Consider the following 23,930-nt stretch of genomic DNA (forward strand, 5'->3'; position numbering starts at 1 on the left):
GATCATCTCGACGCTCAACCTGTTCCGCGACGGCCTGGATGCGCGCTCCGGAGACACACCGGCAATCCCGCGCATCGCAGACGAGCCCTGGAAGTTCACGACGCGGCAATTGCGCCGAACCGTCGCTTGGTACATCGCCAACCGGCCGTTCGGCACCGTCGCGGACAAGATCCAGTACAAGCACGCCTCGATCGCCATCTTCGAGGGCTATGCGGGCTCAAGGCAGGCCGACTTCCGCCTCGCCGTCGAGCGTGAGCGCGCACTCGGCCAGCTCGACGATATCGTCGTCCATTACGAGGCGTTTCTTCGCGATGAGGGTCCGGCTGGACCGGGTGCCGCGCGGTTGCGGCGCGAGTTCGCCTATGTGCAGGACGAGCTTGGCGATCTTCCCGGCCGGATAATGGACCGCAAGCGACTGCGCACGATGCTGGCCCATCTCGGCCGGACCTTGCACGTGGGTTTCCTCAACGACTGCCTGTTCGAAGCCGCGACCGCGCTTTGCCTTACGGAAGCGCCGGAGACCGAGCGACCGGCGCCGGCCTTGTCCCGATGCAGCCCTGATCGATGCCCGAACGCCTGCTTGACCGTCCGGCATCGTGAGCCCTGGCAGGCCTCGATCGCAGAAGGCGAAGCGCTGCTTGCCGACCGGCGCCTCTCACCGCTCCAGCACACAGCGATCCTGCGGGACCACGAGCGCAAGCGCCGGCTGATTGCACCTCTCCTGGATGGTGAGGCATGACTGCGCTCGGGCCAAAGAGCGAAGCGGCGCTAAGGGCGGCCATGGAGCGGCTGCTCGACGGCCGGCCCGATCGCACCGACGGCGCGCTTACCGTCTCCAACCTGGCGCGCGAGGCCAGCGTCAGCCGAGCAACAGCGAACCGTGCGGTAGATCTTCTCGCCGAGTTTCGTGCTGCCGAAGCGCGCCACCGGCGATCATCTCCTCAAGCACTGAAGGACCGCGTCCGCTCCCTCGAAGCCGAGCTCCGGGCCGTGCGCGGTGCCGAGATGGCCGAACTGCGCGCGCTCACCCGCACGCTCGCGCAGCACATCCAGGTGCTGACGTTACAGGTTGCCGAGCGTGACGCTGTGATTGCCGGCCTGCAAGGATGAACTGGCGCTGTCGAATGAGGCCAAGGTTGTTCCGCTGCGGCGCCCGCCGCGAGGCGGCGCTGGCTGAGAGCCACGCAACATCCTCACCGCCGGCCGGTCCTGCGGCCATCGGTCATGCCCGACGTCTCCTGTGCTCGCCCGTCGAGGCAGGGGCTCGGTTGTGGCAGACGCTGCCGGGCCGTCAACCCTGTTCCGCACCAGTAACCGAGAACAGGGTGTGACGGCCCGGCTCGCCGCGTCTGCCCCTGCCGCTTCGCCCTCGACGGAGAGGGCGAGCACAGGAGGCACCCATGACCACCGATCGCAACAGCCAAGCCCGGACCGTCAACGATATCTATGAGCGCGTCACCAACCAGATCATCGCCGCGATCGAGGCCGGCGCCGGCGAGTACCGCATGCCCTGGCATCACGACGGGTCGGCCATCACCACGCCCGTCAACGTCGCCTCACGCAAGACCTATCGCGGCGTCAACGTCATCACCCTTTGGGTTGCGGCGCATGCGGCCGATTATCCCGCCGGCATCTGGGGCACCTATCGCCAATGGCATGAACTCGGCGCTCAGGTTCGCAAGGGCGAGCGCGGCCAGCTCGTCGTGTTCTGGAAGACGAGCGATCGCAGCGGCGGCACAGATCGTCAGGACGACGGGGAGGATCACGACACGCCCGCACGGCGCCTGTTTGCCCGTGGCTACACCGTCTTCAATGCCGCCCAGGTCGACGGATATACACCGCCCGAGATGCAGCTGCTGCCGATGGCCGAGCGGATCGAGCACGCCGAGCGATTCTGCGCCGCCCTTGGCATCGACATCCGCCACGGCGGATCGCAGGCCTGTTACATCCCATCCAGGGATCATGTGCAGATGCCCGAGTTCGCCTGCTTCCGGGATGCCGTCGCCTACTACGCCGTGCTGCTCCACGAATGCGGACACGCTTCCGGCGCCAGGCATCGCCTCGACCGCGATCTCTCCGGACAGTTTGGCTCGGCCGCCTACGCCATGGAGGAATGCACGGTCGAACTTCTCAGCGCCATGATCTGCGCCGACCTCAGCCTCAGCGTCGAACCGAGGCTCGATCATGCCCGCTACATCGCCTCCTGGCTCCAGGTGCTGCGGTCCGACAAGCGCGCCATCTTCACGGCGGCAAGCAAGGCGCAACAGATCGCCGATTGGATGCACGCCCAGCAGACCGACGCTCAGCAGGACGAGGTCCGGGGCGCCGCATAGGCGCCCCCAGACGAAGTTCTCGTCCGAATGATGATAGCGGACATGGTGGATGAACTTGGCCATCGGGTCGTCGCCGAAGCCGGCACTATTGGTGCGCTGGCCCATATGCCTTGATGGGTGAGTTTGACCTCGCCATTCTCGACATCAACATTGGCGGTTTTGGCGTCGATCCCATTGCTGAGACCATCGAAAGGCGAGGGCGCCCTTTTCTGTTCATCACGGCTATGGGCAGCAGCATCTTCCCTCCTTGTTCCGCCGAAGACCAGTGCTGGAGAAGCCAGTCTCCATCGATAAACTACGGGAAACGATCAATTCCCTCTCCTGACGACGGATGAAAGTGATCAGTAAAACGGCGTGGCGAACTTATTCAGTCCCGCGTGGATAACGTGAGATGCACGGCCATCATTTGCCTATTCTCAAATAGACCCCCCTCAGGCTGCACGAGGATTAACACCGCCGGTGTCTCTAAGGTGTCCTCGGTGGGGTGGACCCGGTGATGAGTAACTGAGAGACGGCAGTCACCAGTTGTGCCAAGGCAAATGGCTTCTGCAGAAGGACGCTGCTCGGGACACCTTCCGAAGGCCATTCGTTACCAGTGCCTGCGGTCATGTACACGACCGCAAATCCGGGGCGATCTTCCTCGCCTTCCGAGCCGCTTCCCAGCTGTTCATGCTGCCGTTCGGGTAAACCAAGCGCCCGGTAGTCCGCCTGCCCACTTTGAAGTCGGTTCACCGCCTCATGGGCGGATGTCACCATTGCCGGCTGGTAACCGCCTTCCGTCAGGGCATCATGGACGAGCTCCTGGATCGTCTCGTCAACTTCCACAACGAGAATGATTGGACGTTCTTCCACTCGCCTTTCCCCTCAGCGACACACACCGACCCAGGCCTCAATACGCGTAGCACCAGCGTCTGGTTCCCTGGCATCGTTCACAGGCTGTAAGGGCCTCGCGCATCGGGGTGCGCGAGGCCGGTGAACGTCTTTGACCGAGCCAAAGCCTCCGCCCGTTCACTCCTGACAAGTACTCTTCGATCATGATATATTTTGCGGATCGTGAACGATCTCGTAGAGTCTGTGAACCGTGGGAAGCAGCTGAAGGGTATAGGCGCTTAGCGTGATTACCTTGACCCATCCTTTCATCAACGATCCCAAGTATTGGCACGAGCGAGCTGAGGAGCTTCGCTCCATCGCGAAACTCCTGGATGACACAGAAGCCAAACGGCAAATGCGTGCCATTGCTGCGAGCTATGATCGTCTCGCCGACCATATGCAACAGCGGTCTAAAGAGACCAAAGTGGTGAAGCGAGCGCGCATCAACAGTAACCAAGGAGTCGACCATTTCATGCTCGATCAGCTGAAGCAAAACAACCGCGTTTGGGCCGAGGGCAAGCTCGCTGTCGATCCCGGCTTCTTCAAGAGACTGGTGGGGCAGCAGAGGCCCGAATATCTGTGGATCGGCTGCTCCGATAGCCGGGTACCCGCGAACGAGATCGTGGGGCTGGACCCCGGCGAGATGTTTGTTCACCGCAACGTCGCCAACCTCGCCCCGCCCCAGGATGCGAATTATCTGTCGGTGCTGCAGTTCGCCGTCGACGTGCTCAAGGTGAAGCACGTGCTGGTCGTCGGCCACTATGGCTGCGGAGGCATAGCCGCTGCAGTGGATGGCGAGCGCCGGGGCCTCGTCGACCACTGGCTCCATCCGATCCGCGAAGTCGCCCACGACCACAAGGACGAGCTGGCCGCCTACACCGACGACCGAGAGCGGCTGAACCGGCTCTGCGAGCTCAACGTCATCCGCCAGGTTAGGAACGTCGCGTCCGACGTCTTCGTTCAGGATGCTTGGGCGCGCGGCCAGCCATTGGCGGTACATGGCTGGGTCTATTCGCTGTCGAGCGGGCTCATCACCGATCTGAATGTGACTGTGACCGGCGGGCCGGTATCGCCCGGATGACAAGCGATTCAGGCGTCATTCGCGTAGGAGTAGTGAACGCTTGCGCACTGCCATCCGTCACCTCTTGCGTCAGCTCGGCCGATCGAGCACCACACCAGCCCGGGGCGAAACTGCTCTCTCGTTCGGCGAGGACGTCGCCGAGCTGGCCTGCTGTGCCGGTTGAACGACCGCCAACGTGCCTCAGCAATTCGCGCGTCTGTCTCACGAGCCAAGATCGCCCCGAAGCCCGCGGTTTTTCAGGAAAACGCCGCCGACAATCCGGCTGAGACAACTTGACTGTTCAGATAACGCGCCGAGCAGGTGAAGACGCTGGAGATCGAGAACGGACGCCTCGAGCTGCGAGCGGTTACAGGTCCGGACTACGGCAGGATTTTCGATGAAGAGTTGATCGACGCCGTGCAGAAGATCGCTGGCAACGGCACCGGAGACACTCGCTGGAAGGTGCCGGGAGTTCTCGATTGGTCGACGGGAATTTACAATCCGAATGTCGACATTTCCAATGCCACGACGACGCTCTATGCGTCCGACCGTGATGTCTTTGTCTTCCTCGTCGACGACCTGAATCCGATCGAAGCCGGCAAGCTGCCCGATGGCTCGCCCGACGTCTTTTTCAGGGGGTTTTATTGCTGGAACTCGGAGGTCGGCGCCCGCACGCTTGGAATCGCCAGCTTCTATCTACGTGCAGTGTGCCAGAATCGTTGCCTCTGGGGCGTGCAGGATTTCCAGGAAATCATTATCCGGCATTCCAAATCTGCCGCCTCGCGGTTCGCCTTGGAAGCCGAACCAGCGCTGGTTCAGTTCGCGGAGTCTTCGCCCATGCCGTTCGTTAATGGCATCAAGGCTTCGCGGCAGCGGATCGTCGCTCGCGACGATGAAGATCGCCAGAGCTTCCTGCGCAAGCGCGGCTTCTCCAGGGCGGAGACCACGAGGATCATCGATGCCGTGCTTTCGGAGGAAGGGCACCCGCCCGCCTCGATTTTCGACTTCGTGCAGGGCATTACGCGGGTGGCGCGCGACAAGCCGCATCAGGACGTTCGCCTGGAGCTGGAGGGCAAGGCCAAGAAGCTGCTCGATCTGGCAGCATGATACCGCAATGCTGCGCGCCGAGGCGTATGAACACATGTGCATCGCTGCGGCGCGCAGCATACGGCCTGCGCTGGTATCCGGCTGGGAAAACCCATCTCTCCGGCCCGGATGTGCGCCGCACAAAACCGCAATGCTGCTATGCACAATTAGTGCTTCTCGGGAGCGTGGAAGGGAGTAGCGTGTTGGTATCGAGTTTCGTCCGGGTCACCTCCTCCCGACCTTGGCGATCAGGGACGGCATTTATTCCTCCCGAATGCTGTCGTCCAAATCAAGCCCGCCGCACCTCCTCCCGCGGCGGGCTTTTTCGTTGTGCGAGCGGCGGCTTCTGGCAGCCCGATTGCAGGAAGCGAACGCGGAGGTCCGTCAGTCGGGGCAGGTTGAACCGTTCGATGGTGACGGTACGCGCGATATCCACCGTAATCTCCAGCACTTCGTTCCATGCTCCTCGCCACCGAGCTCGGAAAGGGCGAGAAGAAGGAGCCTGCGCTGGAGATCGAGGCTCATCAGGCCAGGGGCGGTGTTGAAGGCGACTAGCCCGACATGCAGCTCCTCGCGGCGATAGAGGCCGCGGAAGTCGGTCGTGTTGTGCGTGACGAGCACGTAGCCGTCATTGACCGCGCGCCGGGTCACCATATGGTCCTTGGCGCCGGCGAGGCCCAGCCAGCGCACATGGCTCGACTCGGGAAAACCCTTCATTCGCGCGCCAGTTTCGCAAGCTCTGGGCTCAGGCATTCGTCAATCAGGAATTTCACGAAACGGCCGGCAGATCGTCGAGACGGATTGTGCGTGTCGACTTCGCCGCCGTGCTGCGCCACGCCGGCTTGACCGGCGGACGGCCACGCCGCGGATAGGCGAGCGCATAGTCGGCCGCGAGCCCGATCTGGTCGAGAGTCAGTTGCGGATAGGCGGCACGGATCGTCTCGGGCGTATCGCCATTGGCGAGCATGTCGGCAACGTCATGAACAAGCACGCGTGTTCCCACAAAGGCCGGCTGACCGCTAAGTACCGCTGGATCGCGCGCCACCATGGCCTTGGCTTTCCTCAGCCGGCTGAGGCCGGTTCTTACCCCGGCGGTGATCGGCTTCAGGTCGACCTTAAGCGGATCGTCCGCGACCACGGGCGCAGCATCATCGGCAATGGCGTGCTCGACGATCCGCCGCCGCGCGGCAGGCGTCAGCGTCTCCGCCGTCAGCCAGGCGAGGCGTAGGCCGACGAGACCCGCTCCGATGATGACGCGGCTGCCGCGGCGTGTCTCGACACGGCCGCGTAGCAATCCGGCATCGATGATGCGATGCACCTGCTTGAGCGGCACCTGCGTTACCGCCGCCGCCTCATTGGCGGTGAGCACTTCGGTACTAAACCCCGGCATGACAATAATCCTTCCACGTTCATGGAAGATATATAGTCACTCTGCCGTCCGCAGTCCAGCGAAGCTTTGCGGCAGGCGGACGGCGCCGGTGTGAGGCCTGGAGGCAGAGGGGGGAGGGGAGGGTTTCTGACGGGCTTGGAGGTTCGGGGAGAGGCCCCGGGCCGCCCGTCATGGAGAACCTGACCATGGCAAAGAACGCCATTCAGAAGATCGCGATGAACGCCGCGGAGAACATTCCCTATGACAAGCTCAGGCTGTCGCAGAAGAATGTCCGGCGCATCAAGGACGGCGTGTCTATCGAGCAGCTGGCCGAGGACATCGGGCGGCGAAAGCTCATCCAGAGCCTGAACGTCCGTCCGATGCTCGACGGCGAGGGCGAGGAGACCGGCACGTTTGAGGTGCCGGCCGGCGGTCGTCGCTATCTCGCGCTCGCCATCCTTATCAAGCAGAAGCGCCTGGCCAAGAACGAGCCGATCCCCTGCATCGTCAACCGCAGGCAGGAGACCTCGGCCGAAGAGGACTCGCTTGCTGAAAACCTGCGGCGCGCCGACCTGCACCCTCTCGACCAGTTCCGGGCCTTCAAGGCCCTCAGCGATCAGGGCCTCGATCCGGAGGAGATTGGCGCCCGCTTCTTCGTATCGCCGGCGACGGTGAGGCAGCGCCTGCGATTGGCATCGGTGTCCCCGATGCTGCTCGATCTTTACGAGAAGGACGAAATCCGGCTTGAACAGATCATGGCGTTTTCGATCTCGGACGATCATGCACGTCAGGAGCAGGTCTGGGAACGGATTGCCGGTTCGCACATGCAGGAACCCTATTACATCAGGCGCCTGCTGACGGAGACCACGGTCAGGGCCGATGATCGCCGGGCCGTCTATGTCGGCGCCGAAGCCTATGAGGCTGCAGGCGGCGTCATCCTTCGCGACCTGTTCGAGCAGGATTCCGGCGGCTGGTGCCAGGATGCGGCGCTCGTCGAGCAGCTTGTCTTCGACAGGCTGAAGGTGGATGCCGAGGCGATCCGCGCCGAGGGCTGGAAATGGGTCGAGGCGGCGATCAGCTTTCCCTACGGCAATACCTCCGGCATGCGGCGCATCTATGCCGAGCCGCAGGAGCTCAGCGCCGAGGAGATCGAACGCTATGACGTGCTTAAGGCCGAATACGACAAGCTCGACGCGGACTATGCCAAGGCCGAGGATGCTGACGAAGCGATCGAGGCGAAGCTCGAGCAGCTGGGCGCAGAGCTCGATGCGATCGATGATCGTCCTCAAAGCTACGATCCCGCCCAGAAAGCCATTGCCGGTGTGTTCGTTACGCTTGCCGCGGACGGCAAGCTCCAGGTCGACGCCGGTTTCGTGCGCTCCGAGGACGAGCCGGGGACCGAAGCCGGCGATGTCGATGAGGGCGAGGAACAGGGCGCCGACGGCGGAACCCGATCCAATGGCGCCGACGATGGCGATGGTGTTGTCGTCAACGGCAAGCCGGTGAACGACGCCTCTGGCGACGACGGCGAGGACGATGGTATCAAGCCACTGCCCGATCGGCTCGTCTTCGACCTGACCGCGCAGCGGACGCTGGCACTGCGCAACGCGCTCGCCGGTGACGTCGACATCGCCATCGTCGCCGCACTCCATGCCTTCGTCCTGCAGGTCTTCTATCGCTTCGCGCCGGACACGTGCCTGGAGATCAGCCTGAAGAGCGGCAGCTTCGGCCAGGTCGACGGTCTTGCCGAGACATCCTGGGCCAAGGAGATCGCCGAGCGGCACGAAGCCTGGGACCGCGATTTGCCCGATGAAGCGGAAGGCCTGTGGGACTTCCTTCTCGGCCTGGACGAAGCAAGCCGCAAGGCGCTGTTCGCGCACTGCGTCTCGCTGACCGTCAATGCGGTGGTCGAACCCTGGAACAGGCGGCCGAAGGCGCTCGAGCATGCAGACGTGCTCGGCCGTTCGCTCCAGTTCGACATGGTCGACGCCGGCTGGACGCCTACGGTCGAGTTCCTCGGGCGGCTCACCAAGGCGCGGATTCTACAGGCTGTCCGGGAAGCTCGTGGCGCAGACTCCGCGCAGCTGATCGACCACATGAAGAAGGACATCATGGCGCGTGAGGCCGCGCGTCTTCTCGAAGGGTCGAACTGGCTGCCCGAGCCGCTGCGCCTTGAGGTCGATGAAGTGGCTACCGATGCTGGCGACGCGGTCGCCGGCGACATGTCGGACGAGGCAGCTCTCGATGGCGATGTCGCCGAGCTGCCGGCCTTCCTCGCCGATGATGCGGATCCGTCCTCCGAAGAGCTGGTGACCATCGACGGCGACGAGGCCGACCACCTCCAGGCCGCCGAATAATCGGCCTCACGCTCGCACGGGGCCCGGCACTCCCGCCGGGCCCTTTCTCATTTTCGACATGGAGAAACCCGCATGTCCGCACATATCGTGTACGAATCCGCCCCATTGGGGAGCGTCATCCGATACAGCGACGGCGCTGCGAAACCGCCGGCTCGCTTCACCAAAAAACTCGCCGCCTGGGAAAACCGCAACGGCGTCGGTCGCCTGGTCAGGAAGGAACCGCCGCGCGAGCGCGCGACCTATAGCTCGCCCGCCTACTTCACCCTGCATGAGGGCGATTTCGGGCAGGGCGGCATCATCGTCGTCTCGGTCAGGCGCACTTGGTCCGTCGAGAGTGACCTGGGTTTCGAGATCGTCGAGCGTCCCACGATCGGCATGGTCCGCGTCCTGCAGGAACTCGGCGACAGCCCGGAGCTGCTCTATCTCGCCAAGGATCGCGAAGCGGCCGAACGCTGGCTCGCCAACAACCAGTATGGTCGGGCCTATCTCGAGGAAGTCTCCGCGGACGAGGTCGGCGCCGACGTTATCGAGGGCCGCACGGCCGCCTGATCGCTTCACCGCATTGAACCCCCCGACGACGGGCCCGGGATCGCGTGAGCGATCGCGGGCCTGTTCATTTCATGAGATCGACATGTTCGACTGGAACAGAAGCTGCTCCTATGACGAGCAAGCAGAAGAGGCGTTTTCACACGACAGCGCGTTCACGGCTGAAGAAACTCGCCGCCGAACTAAACCTGCCATCGGGCTGCTTTGACCTGCGCTCGAACAAGGCGGGTATTGCCGTTTCCGGCGAAGTCACCCTGTACCATCACCGTACCTACATTCAGGTCGGCCAGTTCGGGCTGTCATCGGCTCACGGCATCCTGATCCGCACCTGCAAGGGCCGCAAGGACTATACCGGCGGGGCCAACCACTTCGTCGCGCTCGGCATGCTCGACGACATCCCGGCGCTCGCCGCCGCCGTGTGTGCCATCACTGGGGTTGGTCGAGGCGCTTCGCGTTCCTCCGAGCGACGCGCCGCCTGAACCCTGCATACCCCATCATCGCCTGCACACGCTGGCCGCAGGCTCGGCCAGTCGACAGCCACAACATCACCAAGCACTTGCGACGACGCGGTTCATGCCGCGCGTGGCCGACCCGCGTTCAGGAGAACCCCATGACCGCACATCCACCCTTCAGGAAGGTGCTCGACGGCGTCGCCACCCGCGAGCAGATGTTCCAACTGTTCAGCCGACACAAAGATACTCCCGGCATCGATCTGCTTTCCGGCACTCCCTATTCAGGCGAGTGGTTCCAGATCACCGCGTCAGAATATCACTTCACGCTCGATTTGCTGCCGCCGCTCTTCATGCGCACCGGCATGTTCGGCATGTCGGAGTTCAAGGCCGGCAACGTGACCAGCGTATTCTTCGCGATCCGGATCCGGGGCCGCGAACGCTGGTTTCACGGCTTTTGTGACCTCGCGGATAGGCAGTCCCCAGATAAGATGCGCGCCGCCGTCATCGCCCACGAGACCGGCGCGAGCGACAGCATGACCCGCGCGGAGAAGCTCGAGGCGATCTGGAACATGACCCCCGTCGAACTCAGGGGCATCGCCCGCAACGCAGATCCCGAGACCCGGTGGGCCGAACATCGCGGCAAAGGCACGGTTCTCGTTAACGCCGGAAGGCATGATGCTGTCCTCAAGCTGCTCGATGATCTGTCGGATCTCGAGATTGACGAACTCCTGTCCTCCGCCCGATCAAGCCGGAACTCAAAGAAGGGAGGCGACGATAAAGGTTGTCCCTGAGAGTTGCCGCTCGGAAGCGAAACGTCCCTATTAGCACGGTCCGCCTACTCCGCTGAAATGAGGCGCGTCGGATAGGCTATGCGGCGCGATGTCTATCGAGGAGGCGTACCATCGGACGCCGACGGGCGAGACGCTCTCGCACATTACGATCGCTTGCACGCAGCCCTATCGCTTTCCAAGATACCGTGACGGCAACCGACATTGCTCGATCAGTGCGTCGCCGCCGGCCGGCGCATTTTCACGGTATTTAAGGCCAGCACCGACCAGGTGCTCGTAGTCCAGCGAGCCACCTATCAGGGTCAGACTTCAACTCGGATGATCCTGTCACCTGATCACCGTGGGTCATCGCCCTTAGCGAAGCCGTGTGGCCGACTGGTTCGACGATATGATCGGCCAGTCACCGCGCAAAACTTCGGATCAGGACCTGCCGCGCAGGATGTATCCGGCATTGCGTAAGGCGCCGATGAAGAGGCTGGCCGGGCCGGCGATACTCGTCCTGGCCTGCATCGGTAGCGGCAGAGTGTTCCAGTCCTCCAAGGGAGCGATAAAGCTGGAGAAAGTGCCGTTGACCATGCAATGGCTGATCGCCGAGCTCTGCTTGTCCAGCGCCAGAATGCCTGTCTGGTTGCTTGGATATCGGACGGCGGCGATCCGCTGCATTTCCAAGTCGCCATCGATGCGCAAATCAAAAAGCAGGACGCCGTGGCTTCGGTTGGCAATTTCTGCGACTTTTTCCGTGAATCCAAGAGGAAGCGCACGGACGCTGTCGACCGCCATCCCGAAAACAATCGCGTCCAGCTCATCCGCCGCCATGAGAAGATTTGCGCCCAAGAAAATCAGGATTGCAATCGATGCAGTCGGTTGTGCACAGTCATCGGATGCGGACGGCTGTTAGTCCTTGTCCGTTTGCCCGGCGGCAACGAATGACGGCGTAGGCGGCGCTCGATGCAGGGAGGGGTTCTTTACCGAAGCTGGAGCATGCGAGCCTCGTCAGCATGTCAAAATTTGTCAGCTGCCGGTGGATCGAGCGAAGTGGCGCCTGTGGATGGCGGGCATGGATACGCTCTGAAGGTCGCGTCAAATGAGACCTCGGCTCGCAATAGACTGTTTGCGTCCCGGTGATCGAGCCAGTCCCCTAGATCAGTGAAACCTCGCTTGCTCGTCGCGGGCCTTCTCCGATAAAGCTCGGCAAGAGCGATAAGATGCCTTGGCGTAGGATACTCGCCGACGCGAAACAGCGACTTGGCTTGCAAGTCGTCCTCACATCAAGGAAGGGACTATGAAGCGCCAGATCCGGCCATTTATCGTGGAAGTCAAACAGAAGCGCGGCAAGCAAAAGCCAAGCCAGTCGATCTGGGGTGGTCTCGACCTGTCCAAAATTGTCACCGAGATGACGCAGCTGTCTGATGGTGCTCAGCTGCCAGGTTCTGAGCTCATTGACTCCAGTATAAGACCCATCGATGCTGAAGACGGTGACAATCCACAAGCGGAGCATATCATGGCCGATTCTCAGGAAGCTCAAACTGTTCAGACAACAGTAGCACCAGCCAAAGTGGAAGCCCCTGAAGCGAAGAAGAAAGTTCCGCGAGCAAAGAAAGCGAAGGCAGAGCTCGCCAAGCCGACCCGCAAAAACGGGGCGAGACCAGGGCCCCAGGCGGCTGAACCTGCGGTGGCGGTGCGGACCGCCCGGAAGACCTATTCTGAGAAGGAACGCGCCCAGAAGCTTGACCAGATCGAGAAATCGATCGCTGGCGGCGCGACCAGCAAGATTGCGGTCGGCCAGGCCGGCATATCCGAGCAGACCTACTATTATTGGAAAAGAGCTGCCGCACCTTCTTCAGAAAGTGGTGATCTCCGCGATCTTGTCGCACTCGAAGAAGAAAACAAGCGCCTCAAGAACCTGCTTGCCGACCGTCTGCGCAAGGAAAATGCCGAGCTCAAGAAAAAGCTGGGCCTGGCCTAAGGCATACTGAAGCATCGACGGAAATTCCGCCGACGCTCAGAGCGGTAGCGGCGGCATATCGCCTTCGCCGACACGCCACACCCAGGAGCCGATCTCCGGACGCGTGGCGATCATTTCGTCGAGCGACGCCTCGAACGCTTCGTCCGCACCGGCCGGAACGACAAAGAGCGCTATCGGCTCGTCCCTGTTCTGAAGCAATGCGTTGGCGATCGGCTGGTCGGGTTGCAGGTCAAAGCGCAATCCCTTCACGCTCTTCTCACGAACGCGGGCGAGCCCATCGACGAGCCTTTTCTCCGGGACCGTCTCGTAGGGAATCCAGTTTTCGGACACCACCATCAACGCGACCTCCTCGACAATGGCGAGGCCGGCCGGGTTCAGTCCGAACGTCGCGATCGTCATGAGATGCGAGCTGGAATCCGCTGCCCACAACGACAATTCTTTCTCAAATCGCACCTGCAAGCGGCGATGCAATGCATCTTCGATCATGAAGGGGAAAACCGGGCAAATGCCTGATGACGAGTTTCTGACCGGAGCGGGCGGGCACGATCTCCTTCACCTCGCCGACCAGGACGAGCAACTTTCGGGGACCGGATTTCGGCGGGAGCGCCGTGCCGAGAACCGCGTTGCGACGCTGTTCGATGGCTTCCTTGTTCTCGGCGCGAAACGGCTCGGGCACGAACAGGATATCCGCGAGCGGTCCGCCCCTCACCGTCATTTGCCCGGCAGCCTCGAGCAGATGCCAGCGGACATTCCACCAATGTCGCTTGCCGGCCCATCGGGATGTCCAGACCGTCAGTTCGGCCTCGTGCCAGAGATAATGAAGCAGGCCACGCAGCGACATCCCCCTGGGATCGGCGGTTACGCTGGCGGAACTTTGCCCCGCAGGCACGGACGCTGCCCGGCTCCCCGTCTTGGACAGGCTGAAGTCCAATTTGAGGGCCGCCATGCCGCTTTGCGGATCGAGCTTTATCGCGCTGCCCATCAAGGCGCCCAGACCGGACAGTTCGTAAGGTGATTCATAGGAATCACAGGATGGATCATGTCCGCCGCCGCTCAGCGGCATGCGCTTGATCAGGTGAAGGTCGCCGATGCGGGCGATATACATCGGGCAGCCTGGCTCGCGGCACAGGCACAGCGGACGCTCGGTGCGGGCATAGGCGCTCGCCAACGCCGCCTGCAGGTCAGGCGCTGCCCCCTCGTAAACCTCACTGCCAATTCTGAACCGTCGCATCACCTCCGCCGCTCCAGGTCGCCGCCGCATCCCTGTGCGCGCATTCAAGTCATGGCTTTGCGCAGAGCGCAACCCATTTGGTGCATCGGCGCCAGAGGCAGAGGGGAGCCGGGAGGAATGCGGCCCGGCTGGCGCGCAGAGAGTGTCGGCGCGGGCGCCTCTCCCCTCTCGCGAAGGACATCTCCATGAACATCGTTTCGACCACAGCTGCCGCTCCCCTCGGCGCGCCGAGGCACGTCCCCATCAACAACGCCCAGGCGATCTATCAGGCGGCAATGCGGCTTCTGCCGTTCCTCGAGCAGGGCAAGTCTGTCACCACTGCGGAACTGCGCACCACCATGACGACAAGTTTTGGCGGCAGCGATGCGCAAGGGTTCTGGGTCTGGAAAGACGCCTATGAGGCGCTCGAAACCGCCCAGGTGCTGTTTCTGCGCCGGTTCGGAGCAGCGATCCTGTCCCGGTCCACCACGCCGCAGGCGACGCTGGCGATGATGAAGCGCATCGCCGAACTTCTTCCCACTCATACGCGACGGTCCGACGAGAGCCAGGCCATGCAGCAGCTCTCCACGCCCTTGCCGCTGGCCTTCGTCACGGCGCACGCCGCGGCGATCTCATCTTGCGACCTCGTTCTCGAACCCTCGGCCGGCACCGGTCTGCTCGCCGTCCATGCCGAGATGGCGCGCGCCTCGATCGCTCTCAACGAGCTTTCAGCGACACGCGCCGATCTCCTCGGCCTTCTGTTCCCGCGCGTTCCCGTCTCGCGGCACGACGCCGCCCATATCGACGATCATCTCGACGCGGCCATGGAGCCGTCCGTCGTGCTGATGAATCCACCCTTCAGCGTCGGCGCATATGTCGACGGCCATGTCGCCGATGCCGCATGGCGGCACCTCTCTTCCGCATTCGCACGCCTGCTTCCGGGCGGACGCCTCGTTGCCGTCACCGGCTCCGGGCTGTCTCCCGAAAACTCCAAATGGCGGCCGGCCTTCGAACGGTTGCAGCAGCAGGGCACCACCGTCTTCACCGCAGCGATCGACGGCCGTGTCTACGCCCGCCATGGGACGACGGCTGAGACCCGCTTGACCATCATCGACAAAGTTCCTGCTAACGACCCAACCAGCTTCTCCGGCTCGCCGGGCAAGGCCACGGATGTCGAAACGCTGCTCTCCTGGATCACGGATCTGCCGCCCCGGACACCGGGCGGCTTTCCGAACTCGACCGGTACATTGTCCAACGGCATCGTGCGCAATGCCGCCATGCACATTGCCCAATCGGGAGCGAGAGCCGCACCCCTCGCTGTCTCAACGGCTGCTCCAAAGGCAATGCAATCGGTCCGCCCGACTGCGCGGGCGAAGCCCGCCCGCCAGGTCATGGCAAACAGCACGCCGGCTGTCCCCCTCGCCTATGAGCTGCGCGACTGGATGCCGGAGGAGGGCGGCCGGCTCACCGACACGATCTACGAACCCTATGCGCTCCAGTCGATTGACATTCCCCGCGCGAAACCGCATCCGACGTCGCTCGTGCAGTCGGCCGCAATGGCCGCCGTCGCGCCGCCAAAGCCTTCCTATCGGCCGCTTCTTCCTGATGCGATCATCGACGAGGGCCTGCTGTCGGACGCCCAGCTCGAAAGCGTCATCTATGCCGGCGAAGCCCATTGCGGTCATCTCACCGGCGCCTGGACGGTTGACGAGACCTGCGATGTCGTCTCGGCCGCGCCAGAAGGAGCTACGAACGCTGTCCGGTTTCGGCGTGGATGGTTTTTGGGTGACGGAACCGGCTGCGGCAAGGGACGGCAAGTCGCCGGCATCATCCTCGACAACTGGCTGCAGGGGCGGCGCCGCGCGATCTGGATTTCCAAGTCCGACAAATTGCTGGAAGACGCTCAGCGAGACTGGGCAGCACTTGGCCAGGAAAAACTCCTCGTGCAGCCACTCTCACGCTATCGGCAGGGCACGCCGATCCGCCTTGCCGAAGGCATCCTGTTCACGACCTACGCAACCCTGCGCTCGCAGGAACGGGAGGGCAAGAAATCCCGGATCGCCCAGATCCTCGACTGGGTCGGACAAGAGGCGAGAGGGGCCGAAGGGGCTGGAGAGAACCCGTCGGGGGCGAAAAAATCTTTCGATGGCGTCATCGTCTTCGACGAGGCCCACGCCATGGCTAACGCCGCTGGCGGCAAAAGTGAGCGTGGCGACGTCGCGCCCTCGCAACAGGGCAGGGCGGGACTGCGGCTGCAGCACGCGCTGCCCGATGCCCGCATTGTCTACGTCTCCGCGACCGGTGCGACCGCCGTCGAGAACCTCGCCTATGCGCAACGTCTCGGCATCTGGGGCAGCGAGGATTTTCCATTCGCCAACCGTGCCGAATTCGTCGCCGCGATCGAGGACGGCGGTGTCGCGGCGATGGAAGTGCTCGCCCGCGATCTCAAGTCGCTCGGCCTCTATACAGCGCGTTCGCTTTCCTATGACGGTGTCGAATACGACCTGCTCGAGCACGCGCTGACCGAGGAGCAGATCCGCATCTACAACGCCTATGCCGACGCCTTCCAGGTCATTCACAACAACCTGACCGCCGCACTCGAGGCGACCAACATCACCAGCGAGTCCGGCACGCTGAACCGCAACGCAAAATCGGCGGCGCGCTCGGCCTTTGAAAGTACCAAGCAACGTTTTTTCTCGCATTTGATCACCTCGATGATGACGCCGACTCTGATCGGCGCGATTGAGCAGGATCGGCTCGAAGGTCATTCGGCAGTCGTGCAGATCGTTTCGACCGGCGAGGCGCTGATGGAACGACGCCTTGCCGAGATCCCGACCGAGGAATGGTCGGACCTGCATGTCGACGTCACGCCGCGGGAGTATGTCGGCGGGTACTTGATGCATTCCTTCCCCATCCAGCTGTTCGAGGAATACTCGGACGCCGAAGGCAATGTGTATTCGCGGCCTGTGCACGACGAAGATGGCAACCCGGTCCAGTGCCGCGAGGCAGTTCGGCGGCGCGACGAGATGGTCGAGCGGCTTGCGTCGTTGCCGCCGGTCGGCAGTGCCCTTGACCAGATCATCCATCACTTTGGCACCGACACGGTTGCCGAGGTGACCGGCCGCTCGCGCCGCATCGTCAAGAAATCCGGCCGCGACCGTATCGACCGGCTGGCCGTGGAAAACCGCCCCGGCTCGGCCAATCTGGCCGAGACCCAGAGTTTCATGGATGACGACAAGCGCGTTCTGGTCTTCTCCGACGCCGGCGGCACTGGCCGCTCCTACCACGCTGATCTCGGTGTCAGGAACCAGAGGCTGCGCAAGCACTATCTGCTCGAGGCCGGCTGGCGCGCCGACAACGCCATCCAGGGTCTCGGTCGGACCCATCGCACAAATCAGAAGCAACCGCCGCTGTTCCGGCCCATGGCCGCCAATGTAAAGGCCGGCAAGCGCTTCCTGTCGACGATCGCACGCCGGCTCGACACGCTGGGCGCGATCACGCGCGGTCAGCGCCAGACCGGCGGGGCAGGGCTGTTCCGTGCCGAAGACAATCTCGAAAGCGCCTACGCCCGAGCGGCGCTGCGGCAGTTCTATCATCTGCTGCACCAGGGCAAGATCGAGGGCTGCTCGCTCACGACCTTCGAGACGGTGACCGGGCTGTCGCTGACGAGTGACGACGGCGGATTGCGGGACGAGCTGCCGCCAATCACGACCTGGCTCAATCGCCTGCTGGCGTTGCGCATCGAAACCCAGAACCTGCTGTTCGAGGTGTTCGAGCAACTGATGGCAGCAAAGATCGAAGGCGCCATCGCCGCCGGCAATTATGACAAGGGTCTGGAGACGATCACGGCGGAGAGCATCGTCGTCACTGATCGTAGGACCGTCTATACCCATCCGGTCTCCGGCGCCCAGTCGCACGTGCTCACCGTCGCGCGCAAGGACCGCATCCGGCCGCTCGGGCTGGTCGACGCGCTGGCCATCGTCCGGGCGGAGCCCCAATCGGTTCTGCTGGTGAACGCCCGGTCCAGCCGTGCGGCGATCCGGCTGCCGACGGCGAGCTTGATGCTCGACGACGGCACGATAGAACACCGCGTGCGGCTGCTGCGGCCGACCGACGAGCTGCGCTTCGGTCTCGACGCCCTTGCCGAAACCCACTGGCAGCCGACCGACCGAAACCTGTTCCGCGAGCTTTGGCAGGCAGAAATCGACGCCGTCCCGGAGTTCACCACCAGCACTTTCCACATCGTGACGGGTCTGCTGTTGCCGATCTGGCGGCGGTTGCCAGACCATGATTGTCAGGTCTACCGGATCCAGACCGATGCCGGCGAACGCATCATCGGGCGTCACATCGCCCCGACGCTTGTCGCCACCATGTTCCGCAATCTGGGGCTCGACGATGTACCCAAGCTCGCGCCGGAAGATGCCTGGACCGGGCTTGTCGACGGACGGATCGGACTGCAACTCGCCGATGGCCTGATTCTGCGCCGCGGCCGCGTCATGAACGACTACCGTGTCGAATTGATCGGCTTCACCGACGCCATGGTTCCGCGGCTGAAGGCGCTGGGGCTGATCTCCGAGATCATCTCCTGGAAGCTCCGGCTGTTCATCCCAACGTCCGCGCAAGGGTCTGCCATCCTCGCCGCGCTCCTCGACCGCCATACGCTGGTTGGCGTCACCGACCGCACCTCGGCGGCTTGAGGGAGCTGATGATGACCGGCTCGGCCTCAGAGCTGGCACGCCGCCTTGGCGATCATGCCGAGGCGGTGTGCCGCGAATATCTCTCCAACGGCCATCGCTCCGGCAATTACTGGATGGTCGGCGATGTCCGCAACACGCGCGGCCGTTCCATGCATGTGCGGCTGAAAGCCAACGCGAAAGGCCCGGCGGGTAGGTGGGTCGACGAGGCGACGTCTGAGTTTGGCGATCTGCTCGATGTCATCCGAGAAAGCTGCGGTCTTGTTGATTTCCGTGACGTCGCGGATGAAGCGCGTCGCTTCCTCTCCGTGCCGCTGCCACCGCCCCACGCTCCTGGCGCGCAACGCCAGCCTGCCGCGGCACCCGGCTCGCCTGACGCGGCGCGTCGCCTGTTCGCCATGTCGCAGCCGATCGCCGGCACGTTGGCCGAACGATACCTCGCCGGCCGCGGCATCCTGCTTTCCGCGCATGAGCGTGCCGTGCGCTTCCATCCCGGCTGCTACTGCAGGGATCTCGTGACGGGCGAGACGCAGACCCTGCCTGCGCTCATTGCCGCTGTCACCAGCCTCGACGGGCGTATCACCGGCCTACAACGCACCTGGCTTGATCCTTCGGGTCAGGGCAAGGCGCAACTCGCGGATCCACGCCGTTCGCTGGGGAATCTCCTTGGCAACGGCATCTGGCTTGGCCACCAGCCCGGTGCGCCCGTCTCGGTCATGGCCGCCGGCGAGGGGTTCGAGACGATGGCGTCGCTTAAGGTGGTGATGCCGGCGCTGCCGGTTGCCGCCGCCACTTCGGCCAATCACCTCGCCGGCCTGACCTTCCCGCTTGGCTGCCGTCGCCTCTATATCGCGGCCGATGCCGACGCCGCCGGCCGGCACGGCATCGAGCGTCTCAGCCAGCGAGCCGGCCAAGCCGGGATCCTCGCCCTGGTGTTGCGGCCGCAGCTCGGCGATTTCAACGACGACCTGCGTCATCTCGGCCCGGCCCATCTCGCAGCATGGCTCAGTGACCAGCTCGTCCCGGAGGATGCCCGTCTCTTCCTGCCGCCCGGTTGCCCGGGCGGGGCCGGCAGGCGGGCAGGGGCGGCGTCACCGGAAGCCTTGCAGGCATGGCGACGGTCCGCCGGAGAGGCTGCGCCCGCGGCCTGCCCGAGAGGCGATCCCTGCCACCCCCCGGTCACGGCCGCAACGGCTGCGCCGTCCTCCGCTCGCGCTCCGGCCTTCGGTGCGGCCGCGCCCGGCGCGCGGCCGGGATGCGCTGTCAGGCCGCGATAGGCGCGGCCATAACCGACGGAGACACGCCATGACCTACGAGCTTCCTCTCGACGACGCCTACGAGCCCTACCACGCCTCCTCGCCGACCGACCGCGTCATCCTCGAACTGCAGATGTACGGCCATCGTCCGCATCAGGACGAGCCCGATCCCCGCCCGCTGCCCGACGACGAGGTGATCCGGGCCGGCCTCGCCGGTATCGTCGAGACCTTCGCCGGCATGCTTGGCGACACCAGGCTCGAACCCGATCTCGACGACCTGCTCTGGTCCTTCGCAAACGTCTTCCACCGCGCCGCCGAGCGCGTCGCCCGCAGCCTCGACCGCAACGAGGAGGCCCAGCGCTCGAGCCAGCAGGAGCAGGACGGCTCGGAGGTGAAGTCGGTCGAGCTGGAACGGCTGACCGCGGAAGGCATCACCTATATCGAGCGCCGCAACGTGCTCGAAATCATGCGCGATGAGGCCGCCGACCTTTACGAAGCACAAACCGGATCGGCATGGCGGCCGCGCACCGGCTCCAAGGTCTCTCATCAGGCGATGACCGCGTCGGTGATCGACTCCAGAGACTTCCTCGCCGCTCGCCGCCACGCCGAATCCGAGGTGCTCGTCCCGGCCGGCACCAAGATCGCCTTCGCCGGCGGCCTCGACTGCAACGATCACGACCGGATCTGGGAGGCGCTCGACAAGGCCCGCGAGAAGCATCCTGACATGGTGCTGCTCCACGGCGGCAGCCCGCGCGGCGCCGAGCGCATCGCCGCCTGCTGGGCCGAGAGCCGCAAGGTCACCCAGATCGCCTTCAAGCCGGACTGGAACCGGCACGCCAAGGCGGCTCCGTTCCGCCGCAACGACCAGCTTCTCTCCGTGGTGCCCTACGGCCTGATCGTCTTTCCCGGCTCCGGCATCACCGACAACCTTGCCGACAAGGCCCGTCGGCTCGGCATCCCCGTCTGGCGGTTCGCGGAGGGAGGCGCGTGAGCGCCGTTTTCTTGCAAATCAAGAAAATCTGGATAATATGGAGATCGATAAGGAGTCCAGCCATGCGTCAGTTCACGACAGGGGATCTCAACAAGCAGGTTGGCGACGTCACCGACGTTGCCAGCCGCGAACCCGTTATTCTCACCAAGCACCGCAAACCCCGGTTCGTGCTGATGAGCTACGAGCACTACGAGCGGATGCGCATCGGCAGTGATCCCCGCCGCGCATACCATGTCTCCGAGATGCCGGAGGAACACACGGAACTCTTCGCCGCCGAGATCGACCGACTAGCGCGCGGGGAAGGATACGATGATGAGCGGTAGATTTCTGCCTGGTCAGGTGATCTCCTACCCGTATCTTTGGGCATGGCAACACGAGCGCGGCGAAACGGAAGGCCGCAAGAGCCGGCCGACCTGCGTGGTCATCGCTGTCCGCGGCGCAAGAGATGGCCTGACCCATCTCGCGCTCCTGGCGATAACCACCCAGCCACCGACCAGCGATCGGGTCGGTTTGGAAGTCTCCGCTATCGAGTGCCGCCGCGCCGGTCTGACCGATCTCAAACGCTGCTGGATCGTGGTTGACGAATACAACTACGATATTGCCGAACGCTCCTGGTACATCGAATCCGACGGTAAGCCCCTCGGTCGTTTCAGCAAGGCATTCATGATGAAGATCGCAGGCGCCTTTATCGAAGCGCGCAGCGAGGGCCGCCGCGTCAGCCGTCTGGATTGACGTTCTCTTTTCGCAGCCATGCGCTCGATCCAGGACGTGAGTCTCTGGCTGGCCGACAAAGGCCCGTAGCTCCAAGCGCATAGCGCCACTAGCCAGATGATGCGCGTAGCGCCTCCGGCAGCTGCAGGATCCGGGCGCGCCGGCCTGCGGCCGGCCGGGCTCTCGTCGCGGCGTCCCGCCGCTCCCCGAGCCGGCTTCGCCGTCTCGGCCTTCGGGTGACGATCCCTCGCGCAGGGCCAGAGGGAGAGGGCGGCCGGCGCGGGGCGGGGGACGCGAGCGAGAAGGGAAAGTCACGATGTCGATGATATTGATAGGCGGATCACGCGAGATATTCGAGCTGCCGGAACCTGCTATCGCTCGCATCGGCGCGATCGTCGCTGCAGAGCACGGCGTGCTGATTGGCGACGCGTCTGGGGCCGATGCCGAGGCGCAGGGCCTGCTCGCTGGCTACGGCTACGAACATGTCGGGGTCTTCCATGCGGGCAAGGAACCTCGCAACAATCTGGGCGACTGGGCTGCCTACCATGTCCCGTCTCCTGAAGGCGCTCACGGGTATTGGTTCCACGCTGCCAAAGACCGGGAGATGGCGCGGCGCGCCGACTTTGGCATGATGATCTGGGATGGCGCATCACCCGGGACGGCCGTCAACGTGCTTCGGCTCGCCATCGCGAACAAGCCGTGCGTCATTTACGATCTGGCCAGGGGCAGCATGGCGACGACGTACAATGTGGAGGACTGCTGCGCCATGCTCCGCCATGCAGGTTCGGACATTCGCCGCCAAGCGGAAGCTTGCATGACGCCGGACGAGCGTCTGGCGTTGCCAGGATGATGGATGCGGTCCCGCCGACAGCCCGGCGGGTTCAATCAGATATGTTGATCCGGCTCCTCGCCGCCTAATCCACTTGTATGTGCGGACGGAGCCGGCCCCTTTCGAAACCGGTCCACGCGCAGAGCCGCGGGGCGTTGTGCGGATGATCATCTTGACGCTTCTCGCCTTTGAAGCGGGTGCAGGCGTGCCGAACAACATGCTGGCTTGCCGGATCATCCAACCTGACTGCGCGGTATCATCCCCCGAGGGGCGTGAAGGCCGCTGCCAGCCGGCCCCGATCTCGAAACCGCTCTGCCGCAATACCGAACATGCCAAGCGGTTCACGCGCCGGGCTGCTGTTCGATGGGTTGGCGATGTCGACGACATGACCCGAGAGGCTGCAGCATGTTCCAGCGATCCGGCAGCGTAGAGTCGGCCAAGCGATGGCGGCCTGAGTTCTTCTCCTTCGCTCGCATCCGGGGCCATTCCCGTTTCATGTCGCCTTTGTAGACGACCGCCTGCTTTGTGCGGTCAACCCCCGTTGAGGGTACACTCGGCGAAAATTCTGGAAAATTCGATTTCTGTTTTTGTCCGCGGACAGGCGAAGGGCCTGCCCGTTATTTCTAGGCAAATAGAATTTTCCAGAATTTTCGCCGAGATGACCGCAGCAGGACGGCCCTCTCCTTTGGCGCCATCGGGAATGGTCCCGATGCAACCGAAGGAGAACTACCATGGCCACCACGATCGCAAACCTCACCACCAAGTCCGACGGCTCGATGGAAGGCGTCTTTGCCACGCTCCGGGTCAATGCCCCGATCACCCTCATCCCGAACACCAACAAGTCGCGCGAGGACGCGCCGGACTACCGGATCGTCAACAAGCGCACGGGCTTCGAGATCGGAGCCGGCTGGCACCGCACCTCCCAACGTTCGGGCGAGGAGTACCTCTCGGTCAAGCTGGAAGCCCCCGAGATCGGCGTGATCTTCGGCAATCTCGCTCCCGCCCCGGGTGGCGAGGAAAACAAGAAGGTCATCCTCTGGAACAACCCCCAGTGAGGCATCGGTGGCCGGCTCCGCAAGGGGCCGGCTTCCCCATCGGCAAAAGGAGGTTGCAATGAGCCGCTACACCATCACCGTCAGTGGCACCGTCACCGGACAGGTCCGCTCGGATCCAGACGCCGTCATCGGCTACGACCCACCGCTTCGGACCTACTTCCTGCACGCGTTCCCGCACGATGAAACCGACGAGCCCGGTCTTTGGCTTGGCACCCGCGATCGCGCGTTCGAAGCGCTTGAGGATCTTCGCCATGCAACCATCTTACACGGCTACGATCTCATGCCGCTGCCGGCGGATCTCGCGGCGAAACTCATCGGAGACAAGGCGGCTGTGGCTGATCGGGCGCCGCCTCAATG

Annotated in this window: 20 protein-coding genes and 4 pseudogenes; 19 read left to right on the top strand and 5 right to left on the bottom strand. The window is 63.6% G+C overall.

Annotation, left to right across the window (positions count from 1 at the left end):
* Nucleotides 1-109: 109 nt before the first annotated feature.
* From NKI72_RS20915 to NKI72_RS20925, 3 genes are all read left to right on the top strand, one after another.
* Complete coding sequence (locus NKI72_RS20915) at nucleotides 110-739, top strand: hypothetical protein (protein ID WP_352785529.1); 630 nt, start codon at nucleotides 110-112, stop codon at nucleotides 737-739.
* Entirely contained in the window at nucleotides 736-1,110 is a 375-nt protein-coding gene (locus tag NKI72_RS20920) for a hypothetical protein (protein WP_352509597.1), read from the top strand. The genes NKI72_RS20915 and NKI72_RS20920 overlap by 4 nt, the downstream gene beginning before the upstream one ends.
* 290 nt (nucleotides 1,111-1,400) lie before the next feature.
* Nucleotides 1,401-2,333 carry an ArdC family protein gene (locus tag NKI72_RS20925; protein WP_352785532.1) on the top strand — a complete coding sequence of 311 codons (933 nt, stop codon included), beginning with the start codon at nucleotides 1,401-1,403 and terminating at the stop codon, nucleotides 2,331-2,333.
* A gap of 465 nt (nucleotides 2,334-2,798) precedes the next feature.
* On the opposite strand, the gene NKI72_RS20930 is transcribed toward NKI72_RS20925, so the two are convergent.
* The gene (locus NKI72_RS20930) at nucleotides 2,799-3,185 is read right to left on the bottom strand and encodes a response regulator (protein WP_352509593.1); all 387 of its coding nucleotides are present in this window, start codon (nucleotides 3,183-3,185) and stop codon (nucleotides 2,799-2,801) included.
* A gap of 460 nt (nucleotides 3,186-3,645) precedes the next feature.
* On the opposite strand from NKI72_RS20930, the pseudogene NKI72_RS20935 reads away from it, so the two are divergent.
* Both NKI72_RS20935 and NKI72_RS20940 read left to right on the top strand, forming a co-directional pair.
* Nucleotides 3,646-4,268, top strand: a pseudogene (locus tag NKI72_RS20935) (carbonic anhydrase); the annotation flags it as partial.
* Between the two features lie 304 nt (nucleotides 4,269-4,572).
* Nucleotides 4,573-5,370 (top strand): annotated as a pseudogene (locus tag NKI72_RS20940) (DUF932 domain-containing protein); the annotation flags it as partial.
* A 363-nt stretch (nucleotides 5,371-5,733) separates the two neighbouring features.
* On the opposite strand, the gene NKI72_RS20945 reads toward NKI72_RS20940, so the two are convergent.
* Nucleotides 5,734-6,066 carry a DUF5615 family PIN-like protein gene (locus NKI72_RS20945; protein WP_352850722.1) on the bottom strand — a complete coding sequence of 111 codons (333 nt, stop codon included), beginning with the start codon at nucleotides 6,064-6,066 and terminating at the stop codon, nucleotides 5,734-5,736.
* 52 nt (nucleotides 6,067-6,118) lie between these two features.
* Entirely contained in the window at nucleotides 6,119-6,739 is a 621-nt protein-coding gene (locus NKI72_RS20950; protein ID WP_352850724.1) for a DUF433 domain-containing protein, read from the bottom strand.
* A 185-nt stretch (nucleotides 6,740-6,924) separates the two neighbouring features.
* Here NKI72_RS20950 and NKI72_RS20955 point away from each other — a divergent pair, with 185 nt between their 5' ends.
* The 4 genes from NKI72_RS20955 (at nucleotide 6,925) to NKI72_RS20970 (ending at nucleotide 10,864) form a co-directional block, all read left to right on the top strand.
* Nucleotides 6,925-9,075 carry a ParB/RepB/Spo0J family partition protein gene (locus NKI72_RS20955; RefSeq protein WP_352850726.1) on the top strand — a complete coding sequence of 717 codons (2,151 nt, stop codon included), beginning with the start codon at nucleotides 6,925-6,927 and terminating at the stop codon, nucleotides 9,073-9,075.
* A 72-nt stretch (nucleotides 9,076-9,147) separates the two neighbouring features.
* A complete protein-coding gene (locus tag NKI72_RS20960; RefSeq protein WP_352850728.1) occupies nucleotides 9,148-9,624 on the top strand; it encodes a UCP036055 family protein in 477 nt (158 codons plus the stop codon).
* A gap of 110 nt (nucleotides 9,625-9,734) precedes the next feature.
* The gene (locus NKI72_RS20965) at nucleotides 9,735-10,100 is read left to right on the top strand and encodes a hypothetical protein (protein ID WP_352850730.1); all 366 of its coding nucleotides are present in this window, start codon (nucleotides 9,735-9,737) and stop codon (nucleotides 10,098-10,100) included.
* Nucleotides 10,101-10,231: 131 nt separating this feature from the next.
* On the top strand, nucleotides 10,232-10,864 hold the full coding sequence (locus NKI72_RS20970; RefSeq protein ID WP_352850732.1) for a DUF1419 domain-containing protein: 633 nt from the start codon (nucleotides 10,232-10,234) through the stop codon (nucleotides 10,862-10,864).
* A 417-nt stretch (nucleotides 10,865-11,281) separates the two neighbouring features.
* Here NKI72_RS20970 and NKI72_RS20975 read toward each other — a convergent pair whose 3' ends face one another.
* The gene (locus NKI72_RS20975; RefSeq protein ID WP_352850734.1) at nucleotides 11,282-11,677 is read right to left on the bottom strand and encodes a hypothetical protein; all 396 of its coding nucleotides are present in this window, start codon (nucleotides 11,675-11,677) and stop codon (nucleotides 11,282-11,284) included.
* A 466-nt stretch (nucleotides 11,678-12,143) separates the two neighbouring features.
* Here NKI72_RS20975 and NKI72_RS20980 point away from each other — a divergent pair, with 466 nt between their 5' ends.
* The gene (locus NKI72_RS20980; protein ID WP_352850736.1) at nucleotides 12,144-12,827 is read left to right on the top strand and encodes a transposase; all 684 of its coding nucleotides are present in this window, start codon (nucleotides 12,144-12,146) and stop codon (nucleotides 12,825-12,827) included.
* Nucleotides 12,828-12,863: 36 nt separating this feature from the next.
* Here the strand turns inward: NKI72_RS20980 and NKI72_RS20985 are convergent.
* Nucleotides 12,864-14,058, bottom strand: a pseudogene (locus NKI72_RS20985) (DUF1173 domain-containing protein).
* A gap of 185 nt (nucleotides 14,059-14,243) precedes the next feature.
* Here NKI72_RS20985 and NKI72_RS20990 point away from each other — a divergent pair.
* From NKI72_RS20990 to NKI72_RS21030, 9 genes and pseudogenes are all read left to right on the top strand, one after another.
* A complete protein-coding gene (locus NKI72_RS20990; RefSeq protein WP_352850738.1) occupies nucleotides 14,244-18,734 on the top strand; it encodes a strawberry notch-like NTP hydrolase domain-containing protein in 4,491 nt (1,496 codons plus the stop codon).
* Between the two features lie 11 nt (nucleotides 18,735-18,745).
* A pseudogene (locus tag NKI72_RS20995) lies at nucleotides 18,746-19,780 on the top strand (DUF7146 domain-containing protein); the annotation flags it as partial.
* A 256-nt stretch (nucleotides 19,781-20,036) separates the two neighbouring features.
* Nucleotides 20,037-20,978 (top strand): DUF2493 domain-containing protein, encoded by a 942-nt coding sequence (locus NKI72_RS21000; protein ID WP_352850740.1) that lies wholly within the window; start codon nucleotides 20,037-20,039, stop codon nucleotides 20,976-20,978.
* A gap of 62 nt (nucleotides 20,979-21,040) precedes the next feature.
* Nucleotides 21,041-21,301, top strand: coding sequence for a type II toxin-antitoxin system prevent-host-death family antitoxin (locus tag NKI72_RS21005; RefSeq protein WP_352518109.1), 261 nt, complete (start codon nucleotides 21,041-21,043; stop codon nucleotides 21,299-21,301).
* Nucleotides 21,291-21,710: a hypothetical protein gene (locus tag NKI72_RS21010; RefSeq protein ID WP_128305978.1), complete on the top strand. Its 420-nt coding sequence runs from the start codon at nucleotides 21,291-21,293 to the stop codon at nucleotides 21,708-21,710. Before NKI72_RS21005 ends, NKI72_RS21010 begins: the two co-directional genes overlap by 11 nt.
* A 295-nt stretch (nucleotides 21,711-22,005) precedes the next feature.
* Complete coding sequence (locus NKI72_RS21015) at nucleotides 22,006-22,539, top strand: hypothetical protein (RefSeq protein ID WP_352850742.1); 534 nt, start codon at nucleotides 22,006-22,008, stop codon at nucleotides 22,537-22,539.
* Nucleotides 22,540-22,681: 142 nt separating this feature from the next.
* Complete coding sequence (locus tag NKI72_RS21020; protein WP_352707514.1) at nucleotides 22,682-22,948, top strand: hypothetical protein; 267 nt, start codon at nucleotides 22,682-22,684, stop codon at nucleotides 22,946-22,948.
* Nucleotides 22,949-23,249: 301 nt separating this feature from the next.
* Nucleotides 23,250-23,573 carry a DUF736 domain-containing protein gene (locus NKI72_RS21025; protein ID WP_352693587.1) on the top strand — a complete coding sequence of 108 codons (324 nt, stop codon included), beginning with the start codon at nucleotides 23,250-23,252 and terminating at the stop codon, nucleotides 23,571-23,573.
* A 58-nt stretch (nucleotides 23,574-23,631) separates the two neighbouring features.
* Nucleotides 23,632-23,930 (top strand): hypothetical protein (locus NKI72_RS21030; RefSeq protein WP_352693585.1); only part of this gene is annotated, 299 nt, incomplete at its 3' end.

Origin of the sequence: Mesorhizobium sp. M0437 (assembly GCF_040321335.1) — a bacterium.
Lineage (GTDB): Bacteria > Pseudomonadota > Alphaproteobacteria > Rhizobiales > Rhizobiaceae > Mesorhizobium.